Genomic DNA, 20,217 nt, shown 5'->3' on the forward strand with positions numbered 1-20,217 from the left:
CTTATCCTTTCTGCTCGACGGTGCTGGTTTTCAGGGAGGGGTCGTAGTCCATCGGTCCGATATTCGTGGTCTCGCCGGCGAAGCGGGCGATGCGCGACAGGCTGTAGAGCATCAGCATCACCGCACCGAGCACGGTGAGGAACACGCCCAGATCGAAGGCGAAGGCAGAGCCCAGGCCGAATTCCTCGATCAGGGGCAGGTCGATATACCCGTAGATGCTGGTGAGGAAGGGCGCGCCGCCCAGCCACGCGCCCGCGCCGGTCAGGCCGGCGATCAGGGCGCCCCAACCGATCAGGGTGTGATACTCGATCTTCTGCTTTTCCTGCGCCCAGGCGAAACCCGAGGCCATGTACTGCATCAGCAGCGCGATCGAGATCACGAGCCCCGCGACAAACCCCCCGCCGGGCTGGTTGTGCCCGCGCAGGAAGATGAAGATGCCGACCATCACCGCGATGGGCATCATCACGCGGGTGGCCACCACCATCATCAGCGGGTGCCGGTCGCGCGAGCGGTCCTGGCTGAAATCCATGTTGCGCAGGCGTCGCGCGGCGGGTCCGTTCAGCAGTGCCTCCATCAGGGCGAAGATGGTGAGGCCCGCGATGCCCAGCACGATGATCTCGCCATAGGTGTCGTAGCCGCGGAAATCCACGAGGATCACGTTTACCACGTTGGTCCCGCCGCCGCCGGTGTAGGAGTTGGCGAGGTGGAAGTCCGAGATGGTCGAGAAGTCGCGGGTCAGGAAGGCCAGCGCCAGCGCCGCGACCCCGACGCCGGTGGCGACCGCGATGGCGGCATCCCGCCCGCGGCGCAGCCCGCTGCTTTCCAGCGGCGTGGTCTTCGGCATGAAATGCAGCGCCAGCAGCAGAAGCAGGATCGTCACCGTCTCGACCGAGATCTGCGTCAGCGCAAGGTCCGGGGCCGAGAGATAGACGAACCCGCCCGAGATCATCATGCCGATGACCCCGATCAGCACCAGCGACAGGAACCGCTGGCGATGCATCATCACCACCGACCCGGTCGCCACGATCAGCAGCACGAAGCCGATCGCCGCGATGGGAGAGACCGGCAGCATCGCGCGAGTGCCGGTCACATGGCCGCCCCCGCTCCAGGCTACGGCGCCAAGTGTCACGGTGGCCGCGACGAAGATGGCAAGGTAGCGGCTGAGCGCGCCGTCATGCGTCGCCTCGGTCAGGGCGCGGCAGCCCGACACGATGCGGGCGACAAGGCCGTCGAAGATGTCCTTGGCCTCGGGGCGCCGTGCGTTCTGCCAGATCCGGTCGAGCGGGCGATGCCGCGAGAGCAGGATCAGGCCGCCCGCAACCGCGATGATCGACATGAACAGCGCGGGCGTCACGCCGTGCCAGATCTTGAGCGAGTAGTAGGGCAGTTCGGCCTGGATCACCGCGCCGCCCGCGACCGCGACCAGCGGGCCCACGATCAGCGCCGGAAAGATGCCGATCAGCACCACCAGCACGCACAGCAGGGCGGGCGCGGCCCACATGCCGAAGCCCGGGTCATGCGGCTTCGCGGGATAGTCGTCACGCACCGGGCCAAAAAAGACATGCAGGATGAAGCGGAAGGAATAGGCCACCGACAGCAGCGCGCCGAGAGTGGCCAGCGCCGGCACGGCCCAGCTGCTGCCCGCCCAGGCGGTGTGCGATGCCTCTTCCAGCATCATCTCCTTCGACAGGAAGCCGTTGAACAGCGGGATGCCGGCCATCGACAGCGCCGCCACCGTGCCGATGGCAAAGGTGACGGGCATCAGGTGACGCAGGCCGCCCAGGCGCTTGATGTCGCGGGTATGCGTTTCGTGATCGACGATGCCCGCGGTCATGAACAGAGCCGCCTTGAAGGTCAGGTGGTTGATGATGTGGAACACCGCCACCACCGCCGCCAGCGGCGAGCCGAAGCCCAGCAGCATGGTCAGCAGGCCCAGGTGGCTGACGGTCGAGAAGGCGAGCAGCGCCTTCAGGTCATCCTTGAAGAGTGCGATCAGGGCGCCCAGCACCATGGTGATCAGGCCCGTGGTGGCGACGATGTAGAACCACGCATCGGTGCCGGACAGAACCGGCCACATGCGCGCCATCAGGAAGACGCCTGCCTTCACCATGGTGGCCGAGTGCAGATAGGCCGATACGGGCGTCGGTGCCGCCATCGCGTGCGGAAGCCAGAAGTGGAACGGGAACTGGGCTGATTTCGTGAAGCAGCCCAGCAGGATCAGGATCAGCGCCGGCAGGTACCACTCGGACGCGCGGATCTGGTCGCCCGCCTGGAGGATGTCGGTCAGCTGGTAGCTGCCCACGATGTTGCCGAGGATCAGCATGCCCCCGATCATCGCGAGGCCCCCCGCGCCGGTGACGGCCAGCGCCATGCGCGCGCCCTGCCGCCCCTCGGGCAGATGCTTCCAGTAGCCGATCAGCAGGAAGGACGAGAGCGAGGTCAGTTCCCAGAAGATCAGCAGCAGCAGGATGTTGTCCGACAGCACGATCCCCAGCATCGCGCCCTGGAACAGCAGCAGATAGGTGTAGAACTGCCCCATCGGATCCTCGCCCGACAGGTAGAACCGGGCGTAGAGGGTGATGAGAAGGCCGACGCCCAGGATCATGCCCGCGAACAGCAGGCCAAGCCCGTCCAGGAAGAAGCTGACCGACAGGCCCAGTTGCGGCAGCCATTCGATTTCCGCCTGAAGCACCTCGCCGCGCATCACCGCGGGGGCCAGCAGGATCAGCATGGCCAGCGCCAGCGCGGTCGGCACCGCGGTGAAGCTGGCACAGGCTGTTCGCCCTGCGCGGATCATCAGCCCCGGAACGAGTGCCCCCAGAAAGGGCAGGATGGCGATGATGGGTAACAGGGCTCCGGCGTTGGTCATGCTCACTTCCCGTCGGGTACGTTCTTGTTTGCGGTGTCTTATTCGGATTCTGCCCGCGATGGAATTGTCGGATGGTCGGTTCAGGGCTCCTGCGACATAAGAAACGCGTGACCAATGTTACGTTGGGGCAGCCGGAGCAAGGTATCGCAGCGCAAAATGGCGCCGAAGCCTGCCCGGTCCGGTATCCCACGGCATGTGATTCGCCGCGCGCGCGCCATGGCCCGGAAGCGCAGCAATCCGGGCCAAGCCCTTGCATTGGCAGTCGGAGCAGTATTTGAACGCCCGTTCAGTTCGCGCCGTTCGCCCCCGTGACCGTCAGCCCGAGCAGCCGCCAGACCTGCATGCCGCCGCGGTACCAGTGCATGCGCTCTGCCGGAAAGCCCGCGGCGATCATCGCGCGGATCGCCGTGGGCGACTGGCCGCACCAGATGCCGTTGCAGAAAAGCGCGACCTCGGCCGCGTTGGTGCAGTCCCAGCCGTCGAAATCCGGCTCGCAGCCCAGCCGGCCCAGCTCGTCCACCGCCTGCGTGTAGGGGATCGAGATGGCGCCGGGGATGGTGCCGCCCCTGAACCAGTCATGGGTGCGGCTGTCCACGACGACGGCCTCGGGGTCCTGAAGCATCTCGAGAAGTTCCAGCTCTCCGATGGTGGCGACGCCCTCGGCAGCCTCGATCGGCTGGATGCAGAAGTCGGGGCAGGGGCGCGAGGTGCGCGCCCACTCGCCGTCGAGTTCGTGCATTGGGTCCTGGATCCGCGAGATCTCGACCGGGCCGTTCGGCGTTTCGACCGTGACCGAGGGCAGATCGCGGCCAAGGTTCACGGCGCCTTCCTGGGCCACGGCCGGCACTGCGAGCGTCAGCGCGCCTGCGATGACAAGAATGCGTTTCATCTTGTTGTCCTCCCTGGTTCCTGCGGGCAGTGTGGCAGCCGACCGGAGGGCGATCAATCTCGCCCGGTCCGAGGGGCATGGGGCCCCGGCGGCGCATACCGGCATCGGAAGAATGAGACATGACGCTCGACCAGGGATTGATCTTCGCCATTCTGGCCTTGGCCGTGGGCCTTTTCCTTTGGGGCAGGCTGCGGCATGACGTGGTTGCGCTTGCGGCGCTGCTGGCGGCGGTCGTTCTTGGTCTGGTACCATCGGACACCGCCTTCGAGGGGTTCGGCCATCCCGCTGTCATCACCGTCGCCTGCGTGCTGGTCCTCAGCCACGGGCTGCAATCCTCGGGGGCCGTCGACCTGCTGGCGCGTCGCGCCCTGCCGCGCGAGGCGGGGCAGCTTGGCAGCATGGCGGCGCTGATCGGGCTGGGCGCGGTGCTGTCGAGCTTCATGAACAACGTGGGCGCCATGGCGCTGCTGATGCCCGTGGCCCTGCAACTTGCGCGGCGGCTGGACCTTGCGCCCGGGCAGGTGCTGATGCCGCTTGCCTTCGGCACCATCCTCGGCGGCATGACGACGCTTGTGGGAACGCCGCCCAACCTGATCGTGTCCGGTTTCCGCGAGGATGCGGGGCGGGGCGCCTTCGGCTTCTTCGCCTTCACGCCCGTGGGGCTGTCGGTCGCGGTGCTGGGCGTCCTGTTCGTCGTGGCGGTCGGCTGGCGCATCGTGCCGCTGCGCAAGCCCGCCTCGGCGGAGGGGTTCGAGACCGGGGCCTACCTGACCGAGGTGCGCATCCCCGAGGGCAGCCGCGCCGTCGGCTTGACCCCGCGGGAATTCGAGGAAGGGATGGAAAGCAGCGACGCCCAGATCGTCGGGCTGGTGCGAAACGAGGTCCGCATTGCCGCGCCGCAGGGCTGGCGGCGGATCCGGGCGGGGGACATCCTGATCATCGAGGCGGATGTCGAGACGCTTTCCGAGACGCTTTCCGCCTTTGGCATCAGGCTCGAAGAGGATGAAGCCGAGAAGAAGAAGCAGAAGGAAAAGGAGGTGGAAAAGGACGCCGAGACCGCCACCACCGACAAGGACGACAGCGAAGGCACGAAAGAGGGCGAGGAAACCCAGCACCGGGACGAGGAACTTGTCCTGCGCGAGCTTGCGGTGCTGCCCACCGCCCAGATCGCCGGACGTTCCGCAAGCGATCTGCGGCTGCGTACCCGGTACGGCATCAACCTGCTTGCCGTCTCGCGTGCCGGGCGGCCGCCAACGGCCCGGCTGCGGACCCTGAAGTTGAAATCCGGCGACCTGCTGCTTGTTCAGGGCCCGGCCGAGATCATCGCCGACTTCGCCAGCGAGACGGGCTGCGTGCCCCTTGGGGAACGCTCGCTGCGGCTTCCCGACCGGCAGAGGGCGGCGCTGGCCGTCGGCATCATGGCTGCCGCAATCCTGCTCGTGACGCTTGGCCTGCTGCCGGCGGCACCCGCCTTCGCGCTGGGGGTGCTGGCCTCGATGGTGCTGCGCACCGTTCCGCTGCGCGAGGTCTATACCGCGATCGACTGGCCGGTGATCGTGCTGCTTGCCGCGCTGATCCCGGTGGCAGGCGCCATGCAGGCGACGGGGGCCGCCGACCTGCTGGCGCGCTGGCTGCTCGACACCGTGGCGCAGGGCAATGCGGTGGCGGCACTGGGCGTGGTGATGGTGACCACGATGTTCCTGTCGGACGTGATGAACAACGCGGCCACCGCGGCCGTGATGTGCCCCATCGCGCTGGGGATCGCCGCCGGGCTGGGGGTCAGCCCCGACAGCTTCCTGATGGCGGTGGCGATCGGCGCCTCCTGCGCCTTTCTCACGCCCATCGGGCACCAGAACAATACGCTGATCCTGGGGCCTGGCGGGTTCCGCTTCGGGGATTACTGGCGGCTGGGCCTGTTGCTGGAGGTGCTGGTCGTGGCGGTCAGCCTGCCGATGCTGCTGCTTGTCTGGCCGCTCTAGTCGGGGGGCGGGGGGCCTTCGGTCGGCCCCCCGGTCGCATCAGTAGGAGCGGGGCAGCTTCAGCACGTTCTGCGCGATGAAGGCCAGCACCATGTTGGTCGAGATCGGCGCGGTCTGGAACAGCCGGCACTCGCGCCACTTGCGTTCGATGTCGTACTCGCGCGCGAAGGCAAAGCCGCCATAGGCCTGGAAGCAGGCCTCGCCCGCCGCCCAGGCCGCCTCGGAAGACAGAAGCTTGGCCATGTTCGCCTCGGGCCCGCAGGGCTGGCCCGCGTCGTAAAGCGCCGCCGCCTTGCGCGCCATCAGGTCCGCCGCCTCCAGGCTGGCATGGGCGCGGGCGATGGGGAACTGCACGCCCTGGTTCTGCCCGATGGGCCGGCCGAACACCGTCCGTTCCGAGACGTACTGGCTGGCGCGCTGCGTGAACCAGCGCCCGTCGCCCACCGCCTCGCCCGAGAGCAGGATGCGTTCCGCGTTCATCCCGTCGAGGATGTAGCGGAAGCCCTTGCCTTCCTCGCCGATCAGGCTGTCGGCCGGGATCGACAGGTCGGACATGAAGACTTCGTTGGTGTTGTGGTTGATCATCGCGTCGATGGGCCGGATCTCCAGCCCGTTGCCGACCGCCTCGCGCAGATCCACCAGGAATACCGACAGTCCCTCGGTGCGCTTGGCCACCTTGTCCAGGGGCGTGGTGCGCGCAAGAAGCAGCATCAGGTCCGATTGCAGCGCGCGGCTTGTCCAGATCTTCTGGCCGTTCACGATGTAGTGGTCGCCCTCGCGCCGCGCGGTGGTGCGCAGGCTCGAAGTGTCCGAGCCCGATGTCGGCTCGGTCACGCCGAAGGCCTGAAGCCGCAGGTCGCCGCTGGCGATCTGGGGCAGGTACTTCGCCTTCTGCTCGGGCGAGCCGTGCCGCATCAGCGTGCCCATGGTGTACATCTGCGCGTGGCAGGCGCCGGCGTTGCAGCCCGATGCGTGGATCGTCTCGAGGATCACGGCGGCCGCGCGGATCGGAAGACCGACGCCGCCATGTTCCTCGGGGATCAGCGCGGCCAGGTAGCCGCTTTCGGTCAGGGCGCGGACGAATTCCTCGGGGTAGCCCGCTTCTGCGTCCAGCTTGCGCCAGTACTCGCCCGGGAAGCCCGCGCAGATACGTTCCACCTGTTCGCGGATATCGGCATAATCGTTGTCGATGGCCATTTCGGTCATGGCAGCACCTTTCCTGTAGTCCTGTGGGTGGGGCGCCGTGCTCAGCTGGCGCGCGCGATCATCCTGGCGGCATAGGCCGGGCGGGCCGAGACGCGTTCGTGCCAGGCCTGTACCTTGGGCCAGTTCTCAAGGCTGCCGCCCATCCAGAGATAGCGGTGCACCGAAACGGCCAGCGGGATGTCCCCGATGGAGAACGCCGCGCCGCCCACATGGGGGCGGTCGCCAAGCAGCCATTCGAAGCCCGCGAAATTCCTGGCGCCTGCCTCAAGCTCGGCCGTCACCGCCGGGTCGCCCTTTTCGGCCTGGCCCGTCGCAAGCTTCAGATAGGCCAGGCGGAAGCCCGCCCAGAGCACGAGGTGGTTCCAGTCGAGCGCCATGTCCACGCGCAGCATGTCCGCCGGGTCCGACGGCAGCATCCCCGCCTTGGGGTGCAGTCGGGCGTAGTGGCGCAGGATCGCGTGGGATTCCCACATGACCAGCCCGTCATGTTCGATCGTGGGCACGCGGGAATTGGGGTTCAGGGCCTTGTATTCGGGCGTGTCGAGCCCCCCGAAGGACGCCCCGCGGTCGATGCGCTCATATTCGAGGCCCAGCTCGTCGAAGAGCCAGAGCACCTTCTGCACGTTCGTCGAGTCGTTGCGGCCATGCAGGACGATCATGCGTCTGCCCCTTTCTTCCAGCTGAGACGGTCGAGAATGACCGAGACATCGTCGAGATCCCGCATGCCCCAGGCGGCATCCAGCACGGCCCGGGTCGTTGCCTCGTCGATCAGGCCGGCGGCGCAGTCGCGGAACTTGCCCTCGACTTCAGTGTCGCTCAGCGGGTTGTGCGGGCTGCCGCGGTAGTTCTCGTCGGCCCAGCGTTCCAGCACCCGGCCATCCTTCGTCTCGACCACCACCTTCGAGCGGATGCGCTCCCAGCCCATGTCCTCGATCTGCTGGTCGAACAGGGTCTCGACCTTGTGCTGCATGGCCTGGCATTCCTCCGAGGCGACGAACTCGTCGGTGAACTCGGCCTTCCCGCAGCGCCCGCGCAGGATGATGGCCGACAGCAGGAACGCGAAGGAGAACTTGCCCTCGAGCTCTGTCTTCGCGATCCGGTAGCGGATCGGCCCGAGCACGTTCTTGCCCGCGCGCAGCGTCACCCCTGCCACGTCGGCCGCCGTCAGCCCCTCGTCGCGCATCAGGAACAGAAGCGCGTCCATGCTGGGATGGGTCAGCACGCCCGAGGGGTAGGGCTTGATCGACACGCCCGGCGAGACCATCGACAGCGGCGCGCCGAAGCGTTCGCGCACCAGCGCGGGCTCGCCACCGATGCCCGCAACTGCCAGGTAGCCCCACTTGCCGTCCAGCGCCTCGGTGTTGGCGGTGAAGCCACCCCGCGCCAGCAGCGCCGCGGTCACGCCATTCTCGGCGGCACGGCCCACATGCATGGGCTTGGTCATGGTGCCAAAGCCAGCCCGGATGCCGGACGCCATCGAGGCGGCCATGCCCAGTGCCCGGGCGATGCCGTTCTCGTCCAGCCCCAGCATCTTGGCCGCGGTCGCGGCGGCGGCAAAGGTGCCGATCGTGCCCGATGTGTGAAAGCCGCGCATGTAGTGATCGGGGTCGATCGCCTCGGCGACCTTGCAGCCCACCTCGAAACCCGCGTTGAAGGCGGTGAGGAAGCGCTTGCCGTCAACCGGGCGCCCTTCCTCGCGCGCCACCAGGTCGGCGGTCACGAGGGCCGCGGCCAGCGGCGGGATCGTCGGGTGCATCAGCAGCCCATAGGGCCGGCCCGGCCCTTCGGCCAGCTGGGTGTCGTCCCAGTCCATCGCGTGGCCCGCGGTTCCCGCCCAGAGTGCTGCGCGCGTCGCGGGCAGCAGGCGGTCGGCCTGGCCCAGCATCCGCGCCTTGCCGATACCCCCCTCGGCCGCGATGAAGGCGTCGAGCGGCGCCATTCCCGGCTGTTCCGTTCCGGCCAGCATCACGCCCAGACCGTCGATGATGCAGCGGCTCGACAGGTGCAGCGCCTCGGGCGAGAGCTGCGCGAAATCGAGCCCCGCCACGAAGCGCACCGCGGCATCTGTCAGGCCCGAAAGGTCCTGCCCCGGGGCGGTTGCGTGGATATCGACTGCTGCGGGCGTGTTCATATGGGATCAGTCCTCTTTGTTCGGGGGCTCCTTGCCCCGTCTTTCCTCGTCTTCCATGGCCGCCAGCATCCGGGACTTCGCCCGTTCCACATGGCGCCAATGGGTGTTGAAGGCGCGCTCGGGATCGCCCGAGGCCAGCGCGTTCAGCATCTCGGCATGTTCGCGGTTCGACACCGCAAGCCCGCCGCCCTGCACCAGCGACTTCGCGCGGAACAGGTGCATCTTCTTCTCGAAGCGGGTGGATTCCTCGATCAGCGCCTTGTTGCCGCTTGCCTCGATGATGGCTCGGTGGAACTCTAGGTTGATCGGGTAATAGGAATCGAAATCCCCCCGCGCCGCCGCCTCCTCCATCCCGCGCACCAGCGCGGTCAGTTTCTGGAGCAGCTCGTCCGTCATCTTCTGCGAGACGATCCGCCCGGCAAGCCCGAACAGCGCGCCGCGCAGGTCGTAGATCTCGAGCGCCTCCTCGATGGAAAGCTGGCGCACAAACACGCCGCGGTTGCGGATCACCTCCACGAAGCCCTTGGCCTCAAGGCTGCGGGTCGCCTCTCGCAGCGGCCCACGGCTGGTGCCGAAACGCTGCGAGAGCTGTATTTCGTTCAGACGTTCACCGGGGGCGAGTTCGCCCTCGATGATCAGCTTTTCCAATGCCTTCTCCAGCGCGCTTGTGAGCGAACTGGAGCGCAGGATGGCGAGATCGCCTCTGTCGTCATCCATGCCCATGTCCTGTCCAGGATGTTGTAGATTGTTTACAATCATAGCTTTGACAGGACCGTCCGCAACAGTTTCCGACTCAGGACGACGAAAGTGCCGCGATGACCGCGCGAGTGACGTCCGACGTACCGGCCTGACCACCCATGTCCGGGGTGCGCGGGCCGTTCAGCGTGACATGGGAAATCGCCCGCATCAGCCGCTCGGCCGCGGCCGCCTCGCCGAGATGCTCGAGCATCATCGCCCCGGTCCAGAACGCGCCGACGGGGTTGGCGACACCCTTGCCGATCAGATCGAAGGCAGAGCCGTGGATCGGCTCGAACATCGACGGAATGCCCGGGGCGGGGTTGATGTTGGCGGTCGCCCCGTTGCCAAGGCTGCCGGTCAGCGCAGACGCAAGATCCGACAGGATGTCCGCGTGCAGGTTGGTCGCGAGGATCGTGTCGAAGGCGGCGGGCCGCGTGACCATCAGCGCGGCCATCGCATCCACCAGCTTGAAATCGACGTCGAGTTCAGGGAAGTCGGCCAGCACCTCGCGGCAGACGGCATCCCAGAACACCAGCCCGTGGCGCTGGGCGTTCGACTTGGTCACAACGGTCAGCCGCTTGCGCGGGCGCGACATGGCCAGTTCGCAGGCGTAGCGGCAGATCCGGCTGACCCCCTCGCGGGTGAAGACCGAGACATCCATCGCTGTCGCCAGCGGCAGGCCATGATGCACCTGCCCGCCGACGCCCGCGTATTCCCCTTCGGAATTCTCGCGCACGATCACCCAGTCGATCGCCTCGCCCAATTCCGGCTTCATCGGGCCGGTCATGCCGGGAAGAAGCCGGGTGGGGCGCACATTGGCGTATTGATCGAGGCCCTGGCAGATCTTCAGGCGCAGGTCCCAGAGCGTGATGTGATCGGGAATGTCCGGGTCGCCCACGGCGCCGAAATAGATCGCGTCGAAGGGGCGCAATTGCTCCACCCCGTCATCGGGAATCATCTTTCCGGTCGCGCGGTAGCGGTCCGAACCCCAGTCGAAGCCGGTCACGTCGAAGCCGAAGCCGCCGTCGCCCTGGGCGACGGCCTCCAGCACCTCGATCCCGGCTGCGACAACGTCGGGGCCGATGCCGTCGCCGCCGATGGCGGCAATGCGATAGGTTTTCATGGCCTTACGCCTCTGCCCGTTCCATGCCGTCGAGAATGCCCTGCACCATCGAATGCAGGTTGCCGGTGCCCTTGATGTCGCCGGTGCGGGTGGCCGGATCGGCCAGAGCGGCGTCGATCCCGGCGCGCAGGATCTGCGCCGCCTTCACGCCCGCCGGCATTTCATGGGCGCGGCCCAGGTGTTCCAGCAGCATGCGGGTCGACTCGATCATCGCGTAGGGGTTGGCGATGCCCTTGCCGGAAATGTCCGGGGCAGAGCCATGCGTCGCCTGCGCCATCGCGACAGAGCCGCGCCCGATGCACAGGCCTGGCGCCATGCCAAGCCCGCCCACCATGCCGGCGGCCTGGTCGGTCAGGATGTCGCCGAACATGTTGGTGGTCACCACCGTGTCATAGGCATAGGGGTCGCGCAGCAGCTTCATGGCGAAGGTATCGACGATGCACTCGTCGATCTCGACGTCCGGATACTCCTTCGCCACCTCGTAGGCCGAGTCCACGAACATGCCGCAGCCCAGCTTGTAGACGGTGTTCTTGTGCACCAGCGTCAGCTTCTTGCGCGGGCGCGAACGGGCGATGTCGAGTGCCGCGCGCACGACCTTCTTCGAACCCTCGACGGTGATCACGCGGACCGAGATCGTCACGTCATGGGTCGGGCGGAACTCGCCCGAGCCCATGACCACGTTGCGGTCGGGCTGGAAGCCCTCGTTGTTCTCGCGCACGATCACCAGGTCCAGATCCTCGAAAAGGCAGCCGATGCCGGCATAGGACCGGGTGGGCCGCACATTCGCGAACAGGTCGAACCGCTTGCGCAGGATCGGGTGCGGGTTGATGGCCTCGGGCACCTTGGGATATTCGCGGTGGCCGATGGGGCCCAGGATCCAGCCGTCCAGCCCCTCGAGCGTCTCGAGGGTGCCGGGGGGCATGGTATGGCCATGGGTGTCGAGCGCGCGACGCCCGATCGGCACGTCGGTCCAGGCGATGTCCAGCCCGGCCCTGGCGGCGGCGGCCTTTGCCACGGTGACGGAGGCGGGCACGATCTCGTGCCCGATGTCGTCGCCTTCGAGTATCCCGATTTTCAGGTGGTCCTTGCCCATGATCCCTTACTCCACTGCGCGGGTTGCGGCGGGAACCGATGCCGCGGCGATGTCCGCGGGGTTCAGCTCCTCGATCTTCCAGGCGAGCGCCAGCAGGTTGCGGGTGATCTCTTCCCCGACGACCAGCTTGGCCTGGTTGACGAATTTCGTTTCGATCTGCTCGTTGGACAGCGGCCGCTCTAGGCTGCCGATCGCGCGCTCGACGTGCTTTTCCAGCGTCGTGCCGTCCTTGAAGGTGACGGTGATGTCCACCGACGCCTCGTGGCAGGCGGGGTTCGCCTCGGCCGTGATGCGGTCGCGCAGGTCGATGATCTCGGGCAGGGTCACCACCTCGTCGGTGAAGGCGGTGGGTGCCCCGTCGCCGCGCAGCAGGGCGCAGGCGGCCGAGTGATAGACCGAGAACTTGCCCTCCAGCCCGGTGCGCGGCGTCTTCTTGCCCGTCAGTTCCAGCACCAGCGGGTGCGCGCGCAGATGCACCGATGCGATGTCGGCGACCCTTGCGCCGATCTCCTCGCGGATCTGCTGGCAGCCGTCGATGGTCGGGTGGATGACGATGCCGCAGGCAAACGGCTTGTAGCTGTTGAGCGCCGCTTCCCAGCGGGTGCCCAGTTCACCCAGGATCTCGTCGTAGTCCTGCTTGGTCGAGGCGACGTTGGCCCAGCCGCGCTTGGCCTCGATGCCCTGCTCGGAACTGTCGTAGCCGGCTTCCGCCATCAGCGCCGCGAACATGCCGTTCTGCGCCGCGCGGCCCGGATGGAAGGACTTCGTCATCGTGCCGAACATCTCGCGCAGGCCCGAGGACTGCGTGGCGGCAAGGCCGAGCGCCCACTGCATCTGCTGCTTGTTCAGCCCGATCACATGGCCCACGGCGGCGGCGGCGCCGAACACGCCGGCGGTGCCGGTGATGTGCCAGCCGCGGTCGTAGTGATCGGGATAGACGGCATTGCCGATCCGGCATTCCACCTCGACGCCGATCACCAGCGCGGTCAGGAAGTCGTAGCCCGACATCGGCCGCGTCTCGGCCAGCGCCATCAGCGCGGATGCGATGGGCCCGGCGGGGTGGATGATGGTCTTCAGGTGCGTGTCGTCATAGTCGAGCACATGGCTGGTGATGCCGTTCAGCAGCGCCGCATGCAGCGCGTCCAGCTTCTCGGTGCGCCCGATCACGGTCGAGGTCCGCTGCCCCGAGAAGGGCATGACCGCGCGCAGCGCGGCGTCCGCCGTCTCGTGGTCGGCGCCGCCCACGGCGCAGCCCAGCCAGTTTACGAAGGTGCGCACGCCCTCGGCGCGCACGCTCTCGGGGATGTCGCTGCCCTTGAGGCCCACGACCCATTCGGCAAGCTCTGCCGTCACCTTGCGTTCGGTCATTCTGTCGTCCTTTCGATCAAAGCAGGCCGCGGGCGATGCCGCCGTCGACATTCACCGCCTGGCCGGTAACGTAAGAGGCGAGCGGGCTGCCAAGCCAGACCACCATCACCGCGACTTCCGCCGGTTCGCCAAAGCGCCCGGCGGGGATGTCGCGGGAAAAATCCTTCAGGATCTCTTCCTGCGGCCGCCCCTCGTCCTGCGACATCTTCGCGGAGCGGTTCAGCCAGAGCGGCGTCAGGGTGCGGCCCGGCGCCACGCAGTTCACGCGGATGCCCTGGGGCGCAAGTTCGGCGGCAAGGGTCTTGGTCAGGCCCAGAAGCCCGGCCTTGTGTACGTTCGAAACGATCTGATGCGCATAGGGCATCTTCGACGCGGCGGCGCCCAGCGTCACGACCGCGCCGGCGTTGCCCTGTTCCAGCGCCGGGATCAGCGCGCGGATCGCGCGCACGGTGGAAAGCACGTTGAAGGTGTAGTTGCCGATCCAGTCCTCGTCCTTCAGATCGGCAAAGGCCGACCGGATCGAGCCGCCCACGGCGGTCACCAGCAGGTCGAGCGCGCCCCAGCGCCGGGCGACCTCGGCGGCGAGGATGTCGCCGGATCCCGACTCGGTCACGTCGCAGACCAGCACCGACGGGCGCTGGCCGGTTGCGGCCTCGATCTCGTCGGCGGCCTTCGCCAGGTTGTCGGCGCTGCGCGAGGCGATGACGACGTCGGCGCCTTCCTTCAGCATCAGTTCGGCCGCGGCCTTGCCGATGCCGTAGCTGCCGCCCACCACGAGAACGCGGCGCCCATTATAGCCGAGATCCATCGGCCCCTCCTGTAAGCTTGTTGTAGATCCTGAAAACGACAAGGATGGTCGAGCAGACGAGAAAGATCCGCATGACGTGGAACGCGGTCACCACTTCTGCGTCGAGATGCATCACCTTGGCGGTGATGGCCATTTCGGTCACGGCTGCCGGCGCCAGCGCCAGGAACGAGGTCGTCACCGGCACCTCGGTCAGCGAGGCCATGGCGAACGCGCCAAGCCCGGCTGCCGCCACCATGAAGAGCGACACCACCACGCCCGAGGCCGCCACGCGGGGCAGCGCCATCAGGGCCCGGCGTTCGAAGCGGGTGCCGAGCCAGGCGCCGATCGCAAGCTGCGCCGCGATGATCAGAAGCGGCGGCACGGTAAGCCGCAGCAGACCCGACGCGCCCAGCGCGATGCCCAGGAACATCGGCCCCACCAGCCACGGGTTCGGCAGCACGGTCCTTTGCAGCAGCTTCACGACGCCCACCGAGCCGACCAGCGCAAGTGCCAGCCAGATCAGCCCGGCGCCATCGACGGGCGGCGCATCGGGCTGCGTGCCGGGCGCGCCGAAGGCGATGACCACCAACGGGATGATCGCCACGGTCGTCGAGACCCGAAGCGCATGGACCATCGCGACGGCAGAAGTCTCTCCCCCCTTCTGCCGCGCGATGATCGCCATGTCCGCCACGCCTCCGGCGGCGGTGGCGAAGAAGGCGGTGGTCTTGTCCACCGCCGCAAGCGGCCTGAAGATCAGGGCCGCAATGAAGGTGTAGACCATGACGTAGATGGTCGCTGCCAGCATCGCCGGAAACAGCGCGAGCGTCGCCACCAGCGTGGCCGGCGTGAAGCGAAGCCCCACCGCAAGGCCCACGGCAAGCTGGCCGAGTTCCCGGCTCATCGGGACCGCGGCCAGCCGGGCGCCCGCGGCGGCAAAGACGCCGCAGGCGAAGAACGGCCCCAGCATCCAGGGCAGGGGGATCCCCGCCCGGGATGCGGCAGTGCCGCCCGCGAGCGCAACCGCATAGGTCAGCGCGGCGCGGGACCACCAGGTAGGGTCGCGCCACCAGGGGGCGGGGGCCGCCCCCTTGCTGTCCCGGGTTGCACTCATGGCCGCATCACGCCGTGCGCAGGGCGGCCATCAGCGTGTCGATGCTGGGCAGCTTCTCGAAGCCCGACACCATCTCGACCACCTGCTCGGCGCGGGACTTGTCCCAGTTGGCGAACTCGGCGCATTCGAGGAACTTGCCCGCCACCTCGTCGTAGGACATCGGGTTCGCGGGGCTGCCCTTGCCGAAATCGGCCATGCCCGAGATGGTCCGGCCGTCCGTGGTCTCGATGTCGATATAGGTGGTCATCAGGTGGTAGCCGGCGGCCTCGGCGCGCTCGTCCACCACGAAGTCCACCTTCTCGATCATCGCCTTCACGTCCGCACGGTTCACCACCTCGTCGGTGAATTCGTTCAGACCGGCGCGGCCCTCGATCAGCAGGATCGCCATGCAGAACTGCATGGAGAACTTGCCCTGAAGCTCGTTGGTCGGGCGGTGGTGGATCAGCGCGTTCGGCATGTTCGAGTTGGTGCCCACGCGCACATGCTTGACCTGGTCGGCGGTCAGGTTGTTCTCGCGGATCAGGCGCAGCATCTCGGTCATGCCCGGATGGGTCAGAGAGCCCGACGGATGCGGCTTGATCGACACGCCGGGGCTGTCGAAGGTCCAGGGCGCGCCCAGCTTGCCGCGGATCGCACCGGCGTCATAGCCGCCGCCGGCCGCGCGGAAGAAGCCGCGCATCGCCTCGAGGATGTTGTCCGAGGCGGTCCAGCCGTACTCGGCGAACTGTGCCGCGGCAACGCCCGATTCCGAGCTGCGCCCGGCATGGAACGGCTTGGTCATGGTGCCGAAATTCTCGCGCAGGCCGGCCGACTGGCTGCCCGCGACGGAAAGGGCGCGCAGCATCGCGTCGCGCGACAGCCCCATCAGGCGCCCGGCAGCCGAGGCCGATGCGAAGGTGCCGCAGGTCGCGGTGGCGTGAAAGCCGGTCTGGTAGTGGCGCGGGTCGATCGCCTCGGCGATCTTGCACTCCACCTCGACGCCCAGGTGATAGGCCAGCATGATGTCGGCGCCGGACTTGCCCAGCGTCTCGCCCATTGCCAGCGCAGAGGGCAGGGCGGGGGCGGTCGGGTGGGTCAGAAGCCCGTAGACCCGGTCCTTGGCGACGGCAAGCTGGGTGTCGTCGTAGTCGTCCGCGTGGATGCCGACGCCATTCGCGAAGGCGGCAAAACGGGGCGCCACCTTGCGGTTCGAGCCGATCACCGTGGCAGTGCCTTCGCCCAGGTTCAGGTCCGCGAGATGCCTGCGGACATATTCGCCGGACTTCGCGACCGATCCGGACAGCGCAAGGCCAAGACCGTCGAGAATCGACTTCTTGCCGTTCTCGACCACGACGGCGGGCAGGTCGGACAGGCTTGCCGAAAGCACGAAGTCCGCAACCTCGCCGGTCAGGCCGGCGCCCACCTCGGCCCAGGCCTCTGCCGGGCTGGCGTTGGTAACGATCTTGTTCAAGCGGACCTCCTATGGCTGAAAGCGATCTCGGGGGATTTTCCCGGCCGGATCGTGTACATTCATGTGCGACGGGGGCGTGTTCAAAGCCTCGCCGGTATCCTGCGATACTGGCGAGAGCTGTCGATTGTCAACACTTAACGCCAAGGCGCTGACGGGCTGCCATGCGCCTCGACAGGCGCGCCTGGACTGGTTTCATTGCCTGATCCGCTGCCCCCCAAGCCGGGCGGCGACAAACTTGATGAATTAGACACGCCAACATTGTTGACAGTTAACGGGCCGGCCCGTAGCGTCCGAGTCGCGTGTCCGGTATCCGGGGAGGGATCCGGGCGCATGGCCATCGGTTGATGGTCTATCCGTAATGTAAACGGGAGGAGAGCAATGGCTCACAACTATAATCGCCGCTCCGCGCTGAAGCTGGGCGCTGGCGGTCTGGCGGCAGCGACGCTGGCGTCGCCGTCGATCCTGCGGGCGCAGTCGGGGTATCCGAACCGGCCGATCAACATCGTCGTGCCGTTCGACACCGGCGGCTACAACGACCGTCTGGCACGCGCCTTCGCGCCCTTCCTGCAGGAAGCGCTGGGCCAGCCGCTGACGATCATCAACCGTGGCGGCGCCGGCGCCCTGCTGGGCCACACCTTCTTCCTGCAGCAGCCCGACGACGGCTACACCATCCTCTGCACCTCGGCGGCGCCCTACATCCCGCTGAACATCCTGACGCAGAACGCGCAGTTCTCGCTGGATGACTACTACATGGTGAACCTGCCGTCGCAGGACTACACGCTGATGGCGACCAGCGCCGGCTCCAGCGTGCAGTCGATCGACGACGTTCTGGCCGCGCTCAAGGCCGATCCGGGCAGCCTGTCCATCGGCATCCAGCCGGCATCGGCGGACCTGGTGAACCTGAGCATCCTGCTCGATGCCAACGAGATCCCGCTCGATAGCGTGCGCCTCGTCACCTATGACGGCGGCGGCCCGACCCGGAACGCGGTTGCCGGTGGCGTCGTGGACATCGGCCTGGTGGGCGGCGAGGGCTTCCTGCCGCTGGCCGAGCAGATCCGCCCGCTGCTGACCTTCGACAACCGCCAGCGCGACAACTGGGAAGGCAAGATCATCACCGACGTGCTGGGGGCCGATGCGTCCTTCGTGAACGGCTCGCAGCGCGGCTGGGGTCTGCATGCCTCCATGCAGCAGTCGAACCCCGAGGCGTTCCAGACCCTGGTGGCAGCCATCGAGACCGCGTCGAAGAACCCGGCCGCGATCGAGGCGCTGACCAACCAGCAGCTCGCGACCGACTGGTATGGGCCGGAAGAGTCCAACGCGATGCTGCGCCGCACGTCGCAGGTCATGGAGCAGTATATCGAGCTGCTTCAGGGCACCTGACACGGCGTTCGCAGGACAACGGGCCGTTCGCGCAAGCGGGCGGCCCAACTGTATCGGAGGAAAGCACATGAGCAGCAAGCCGGCGCGCAAGGTTGTCTGGGGACATCTCGCGCTTTTGTCCGTCATCGTCGTCGTGATCGTCGCCTATCTGCTGGATGCACGAGCGGTATCGCTTCGTCCCAACAACCTGCTGCTGGTGCAGCCCGCGTCCATCCTTGGCATCATCCTTGCCGCCTTCGTGCTGCCGCAGTGCTTCCCGCGCACGGATTCGCCCGAAGTCGTCGAAAAGGCGGCCGAGACGCCATTGGATCTGCTGCGGATATTCATCCTGATCGCGGCGCTGGGCGGTCTGGCCTTTTCGCTGGAAACCATCGGCTTCGACATCGCCACATTCGGCTTCATGGTGATCGGGCTTGCCGTCTGCGGCGAGCGGCGCTGGTGGGTCAACCTGGGCTACAGCGCGATCTTCACCGTACTTCTCATCTATGGCTACGGGACTATCACGCCGTTCCCGTTTCCGCTGACCGTCCTCTGAGGGGCCCGCGATGATCGAAATCGATTCCGTGAACGGCGCCTTCGCGCTTCTCACCTCCAACCCCGAGGCATGGCTCTACCTGCTGCCGGGGCTTCTGATCGGGCTTGTCTTCGGCGCGATGCCGGGCATTTCCATCACCATGGCGATGGCCTTCGCGCTGCCTGCCACGCTCTACATGGATTTCCTTCCGGCGATCGTGTTCCTGACCGCGATCTATACCGGCGCCGGGTTCGGCGGCTCGGTGCCGGCGGTGCTGATGAACATTCCGGGCACGTCGTCGGCGGTCGCCACCACCTTCGACGGCTATCCCATGGCGCGCGCAGGCCGCCACAACGAGGCGCTGGGCGTGGCGCTCGCCTCGTCGGTGATCGGCTGCCTGGGCAGCTACATCCTGCTTCTGTTCCTGATCGCCCCCGTCTCGCGCGTGGTGCTGAAGCTGGGTCCGCTCGAGATGTTCGCCGTGGCTGTCTGGGGCATGCTGCTTCTGGGCTCGCTTGCGGGCAGCTTTATCGCGCGCGGTCTTCTGGCGGGCGTGTTCGGGGTGCTGCTCGGGACCGTGGGGATGAACACCGCCGGCTTCGTGCGCGGCACGATGGACATTCCCTGGTTGCTGGACGGCGTGCCGCATATCCCCGCGATGATGGGGCTTCTGGCGGCAAGCCAGCTGATCGGGCTGATCAACACCACCTACCTGATCGAGGATGAAAGCGCCCGCAAGATCAGCTTCGGCAAGATCATCGGCGGGGTGAAGCTGGCGCTCAGCTACCCCACCATCATCGCGCGCGGCTCTGCCATCGGCACGATCATCGGGTCGATCCCGGGCGTGGGCTCGTCGATCTCGAACCTGCTGTCCTATTCCGAGACCAAGCGCAACGCGCCCGATGGCGACACCTTCGGGCAGGGCAACCCCAAGGGCGTGATCGCGGCCGAGGCGGCGAACTCCTCCTCCGAAGGGGGCGCTATGGCCACGATGCTGGCGCTGGGCATCCCCGGCGGCGGGGCGACGGCGATCCTGCTGGCGGCCTTTGCGATGCACAACATCGTGGGCGGCCCCAGCTTCATCGCCAACAACAAGGACATCGTCTACGCGGTGATCTTCTCGAACTTCGCGCAGGCGATCCTGCTGCTGTTCGTGGGGCTCGGCTTCGTCTATGTAGCGGGCTATGTCGTGCGGGTGCCGCTGCGCTTCCTGATCCCCAGCGTGCTGGTGGTCTCGACCTTCGGCGCCTACGCGATCGAGGGCAGTTCGTCTGGTCCGATCACGCTGTGGATCTTTGCCGTGCTCGGCTGGGCGATGGTGCGCTACGGCTATCCGCCGGCGGCGGCTGTCGTGGGCCTGCTGCTGGGCAGCCTTCTGGAGGGGAACCTGCTGCGCACCAACCAGATCAGCGGCGGCGATTTCATCGGCTACGCGATGGAGCGCCCCGTGGCGGTCGGCGTCTTCGCGCTGATGCTCGTCTCGATCGCGCTGTCTGCCTGGTCCAAGCGCAAGCGGGCACGCGCGGTCAAGCTGCGGTCCGAGGCGTCGTGACAGCGGCCCTTGACGGTTGAAATGAAA

Annotated in this window: 16 protein-coding genes; 4 read left to right on the forward strand and 12 right to left on the reverse strand. The window is 67.1% G+C overall.

What is annotated here, in order from left to right:
• Position 1: 1 nt before the first annotated feature.
• Together HMH01_RS06850 and HMH01_RS06855 are read right to left on the reverse strand one after the other, a co-directional pair.
• Positions 2–2,869: a monovalent cation/H+ antiporter subunit A gene (locus HMH01_RS06850; protein ID WP_171323667.1), complete on the reverse strand. Its 2,868-nt coding sequence runs from the start codon at positions 2,867–2,869 to the stop codon at positions 2–4.
• Positions 2,870–3,155: 286 nt separating this feature from the next.
• On the reverse strand, positions 3,156–3,758 hold the full coding sequence (locus tag HMH01_RS06855; protein ID WP_171323669.1) for a rhodanese-like domain-containing protein: 603 nt from the start codon (positions 3,756–3,758) through the stop codon (positions 3,156–3,158).
• A 119-nt stretch (positions 3,759–3,877) separates the two neighbouring features.
• On the opposite strand from HMH01_RS06855, the gene HMH01_RS06860 reads away from it, so the two are divergent.
• Positions 3,878–5,737, forward strand: a complete 1,860-nt coding sequence (locus tag HMH01_RS06860; protein ID WP_171323671.1) for an SLC13 family permease — start codon at positions 3,878–3,880, stop codon at positions 5,735–5,737.
• A 39-nt stretch (positions 5,738–5,776) separates the two neighbouring features.
• Here the strand turns inward: HMH01_RS06860 and HMH01_RS06865 are convergent, their stop codons facing one another.
• From HMH01_RS06865 to HMH01_RS06910, 10 genes are all read right to left on the reverse strand, one after another.
• On the reverse strand, positions 5,777–6,943 hold the full coding sequence (locus HMH01_RS06865; protein ID WP_171323673.1) for an acyl-CoA dehydrogenase family protein: 1,167 nt from the start codon (positions 6,941–6,943) through the stop codon (positions 5,777–5,779).
• 41 nt (positions 6,944–6,984) lie between these two features.
• On the reverse strand, positions 6,985–7,602 hold the full coding sequence (locus HMH01_RS06870) for a glutathione S-transferase family protein (protein WP_171323675.1): 618 nt from the start codon (positions 7,600–7,602) through the stop codon (positions 6,985–6,987).
• Positions 7,599–9,074 carry an MmgE/PrpD family protein gene (locus HMH01_RS06875; protein WP_171323677.1) on the reverse strand — a complete coding sequence of 492 codons (1,476 nt, stop codon included), beginning with the start codon at positions 9,072–9,074 and terminating at the stop codon, positions 7,599–7,601. Before HMH01_RS06875 ends, HMH01_RS06870 begins: the two co-directional genes overlap by 4 nt.
• A 6-nt stretch (positions 9,075–9,080) precedes the next feature.
• Complete coding sequence (locus HMH01_RS06880) at positions 9,081–9,791, reverse strand: FCD domain-containing protein (protein ID WP_171323679.1); 711 nt, start codon at positions 9,789–9,791, stop codon at positions 9,081–9,083.
• A 76-nt stretch (positions 9,792–9,867) separates the two neighbouring features.
• On the reverse strand, positions 9,868–10,935 hold the full coding sequence (locus tag HMH01_RS06885; protein WP_171323681.1) for a tartrate dehydrogenase: 1,068 nt from the start codon (positions 10,933–10,935) through the stop codon (positions 9,868–9,870).
• A gap of 4 nt (positions 10,936–10,939) precedes the next feature.
• Complete coding sequence (locus HMH01_RS06890; protein ID WP_171323683.1) at positions 10,940–12,028, reverse strand: isocitrate/isopropylmalate dehydrogenase family protein; 1,089 nt, start codon at positions 12,026–12,028, stop codon at positions 10,940–10,942.
• Positions 12,029–12,034: 6 nt separating this feature from the next.
• Positions 12,035–13,396: an MmgE/PrpD family protein gene (locus tag HMH01_RS06895; RefSeq protein WP_171323685.1), complete on the reverse strand. Its 1,362-nt coding sequence runs from the start codon at positions 13,394–13,396 to the stop codon at positions 12,035–12,037.
• A gap of 16 nt (positions 13,397–13,412) precedes the next feature.
• Complete coding sequence (locus tag HMH01_RS06900) at positions 13,413–14,204, reverse strand: SDR family NAD(P)-dependent oxidoreductase (RefSeq protein WP_171323687.1); 792 nt, start codon at positions 14,202–14,204, stop codon at positions 13,413–13,415.
• On the reverse strand, positions 14,188–15,294 hold the full coding sequence (locus HMH01_RS06905; protein WP_171323689.1) for an AbrB family transcriptional regulator: 1,107 nt from the start codon (positions 15,292–15,294) through the stop codon (positions 14,188–14,190). Before HMH01_RS06905 ends, HMH01_RS06900 begins: the two co-directional genes overlap by 17 nt.
• A 7-nt stretch (positions 15,295–15,301) precedes the next feature.
• Complete coding sequence (locus HMH01_RS06910) at positions 15,302–16,744, reverse strand: MmgE/PrpD family protein (protein WP_171323691.1); 1,443 nt, start codon at positions 16,742–16,744, stop codon at positions 15,302–15,304.
• 378 nt (positions 16,745–17,122) lie between these two features.
• On the opposite strand from HMH01_RS06910, the gene HMH01_RS06915 reads away from it, so the two are divergent.
• The 3 genes from HMH01_RS06915 to HMH01_RS06925 all read left to right on the forward strand — a co-directional run bounded on the left by HMH01_RS06915 (position 17,123) and on the right by HMH01_RS06925 (position 20,190).
• Positions 17,123–18,124, forward strand: coding sequence for a tripartite tricarboxylate transporter substrate-binding protein (locus tag HMH01_RS06915; RefSeq protein ID WP_171323692.1), 1,002 nt, complete (start codon positions 17,123–17,125; stop codon positions 18,122–18,124).
• A gap of 67 nt (positions 18,125–18,191) precedes the next feature.
• A complete protein-coding gene (locus tag HMH01_RS06920) occupies positions 18,192–18,659 on the forward strand; it encodes a tripartite tricarboxylate transporter TctB family protein (protein WP_171323694.1) in 468 nt (155 codons plus the stop codon).
• Between the two features lie 10 nt (positions 18,660–18,669).
• Positions 18,670–20,190, forward strand: a complete 1,521-nt coding sequence (locus HMH01_RS06925; protein ID WP_171323696.1) for a tripartite tricarboxylate transporter permease — start codon at positions 18,670–18,672, stop codon at positions 20,188–20,190.
• The last annotated feature ends 27 nt before the right edge of the window (positions 20,191–20,217 follow it).

Origin of the sequence: Halovulum dunhuangense (assembly GCF_013093415.1) — a bacterium.
Taxonomy (GTDB): domain Bacteria; phylum Pseudomonadota; class Alphaproteobacteria; order Rhodobacterales; family Rhodobacteraceae; genus Halovulum; species Halovulum dunhuangense.

What these genes read in the sequence shown, in the direction of transcription:
- HMH01_RS06850 (WP_171323667.1), bottom strand. Translation starts at nt 2,869, where the DNA reads ATGACCAACGCCGGAGCCCTGTTACCCATCATCGCCATCCTGCCCTTT.
- HMH01_RS06855 (WP_171323669.1), bottom strand. Translation starts at nt 3,758, where the DNA reads ATGAAACGCATTCTTGTCATCGCAGGCGCGCTGACGCTCGCAGTGCCG.
- HMH01_RS06860 (WP_171323671.1), top strand. Translation starts at nt 3,878, where the DNA reads ATGACGCTCGACCAGGGATTGATCTTCGCCATTCTGGCCTTGGCCGTG.
- HMH01_RS06865 (WP_171323673.1), bottom strand. Translation starts at nt 6,943, where the DNA reads ATGACCGAAATGGCCATCGACAACGATTATGCCGATATCCGCGAACAG.
- HMH01_RS06870 (WP_171323675.1), bottom strand. Translation starts at nt 7,602, where the DNA reads ATGATCGTCCTGCATGGCCGCAACGACTCGACGAACGTGCAGAAGGTG.
- HMH01_RS06875 (WP_171323677.1), bottom strand. Translation starts at nt 9,074, where the DNA reads ATGAACACGCCCGCAGCAGTCGATATCCACGCAACCGCCCCGGGGCAG.
- HMH01_RS06880 (WP_171323679.1), bottom strand. Translation starts at nt 9,791, where the DNA reads ATGGATGACGACAGAGGCGATCTCGCCATCCTGCGCTCCAGTTCGCTC.
- HMH01_RS06885 (WP_171323681.1), bottom strand. Translation starts at nt 10,935, where the DNA reads ATGAAAACCTATCGCATTGCCGCCATCGGCGGCGACGGCATCGGCCCC.
- HMH01_RS06890 (WP_171323683.1), bottom strand. Translation starts at nt 12,028, where the DNA reads ATGGGCAAGGACCACCTGAAAATCGGGATACTCGAAGGCGACGACATC.
- HMH01_RS06895 (WP_171323685.1), bottom strand. Translation starts at nt 13,396, where the DNA reads ATGACCGAACGCAAGGTGACGGCAGAGCTTGCCGAATGGGTCGTGGGC.
- HMH01_RS06900 (WP_171323687.1), bottom strand. Translation starts at nt 14,204, where the DNA reads ATGGATCTCGGCTATAATGGGCGCCGCGTTCTCGTGGTGGGCGGCAGC.
- HMH01_RS06905 (WP_171323689.1), bottom strand. Translation starts at nt 15,294, where the DNA reads ATGAGTGCAACCCGGGACAGCAAGGGGGCGGCCCCCGCCCCCTGGTGG.
- HMH01_RS06915 (WP_171323692.1), top strand. Translation starts at nt 17,123, where the DNA reads ATGGCTCACAACTATAATCGCCGCTCCGCGCTGAAGCTGGGCGCTGGC.
- HMH01_RS06920 (WP_171323694.1), top strand. Translation starts at nt 18,192, where the DNA reads ATGAGCAGCAAGCCGGCGCGCAAGGTTGTCTGGGGACATCTCGCGCTT.
- HMH01_RS06925 (WP_171323696.1), top strand. Translation starts at nt 18,670, where the DNA reads ATGATCGAAATCGATTCCGTGAACGGCGCCTTCGCGCTTCTCACCTCC.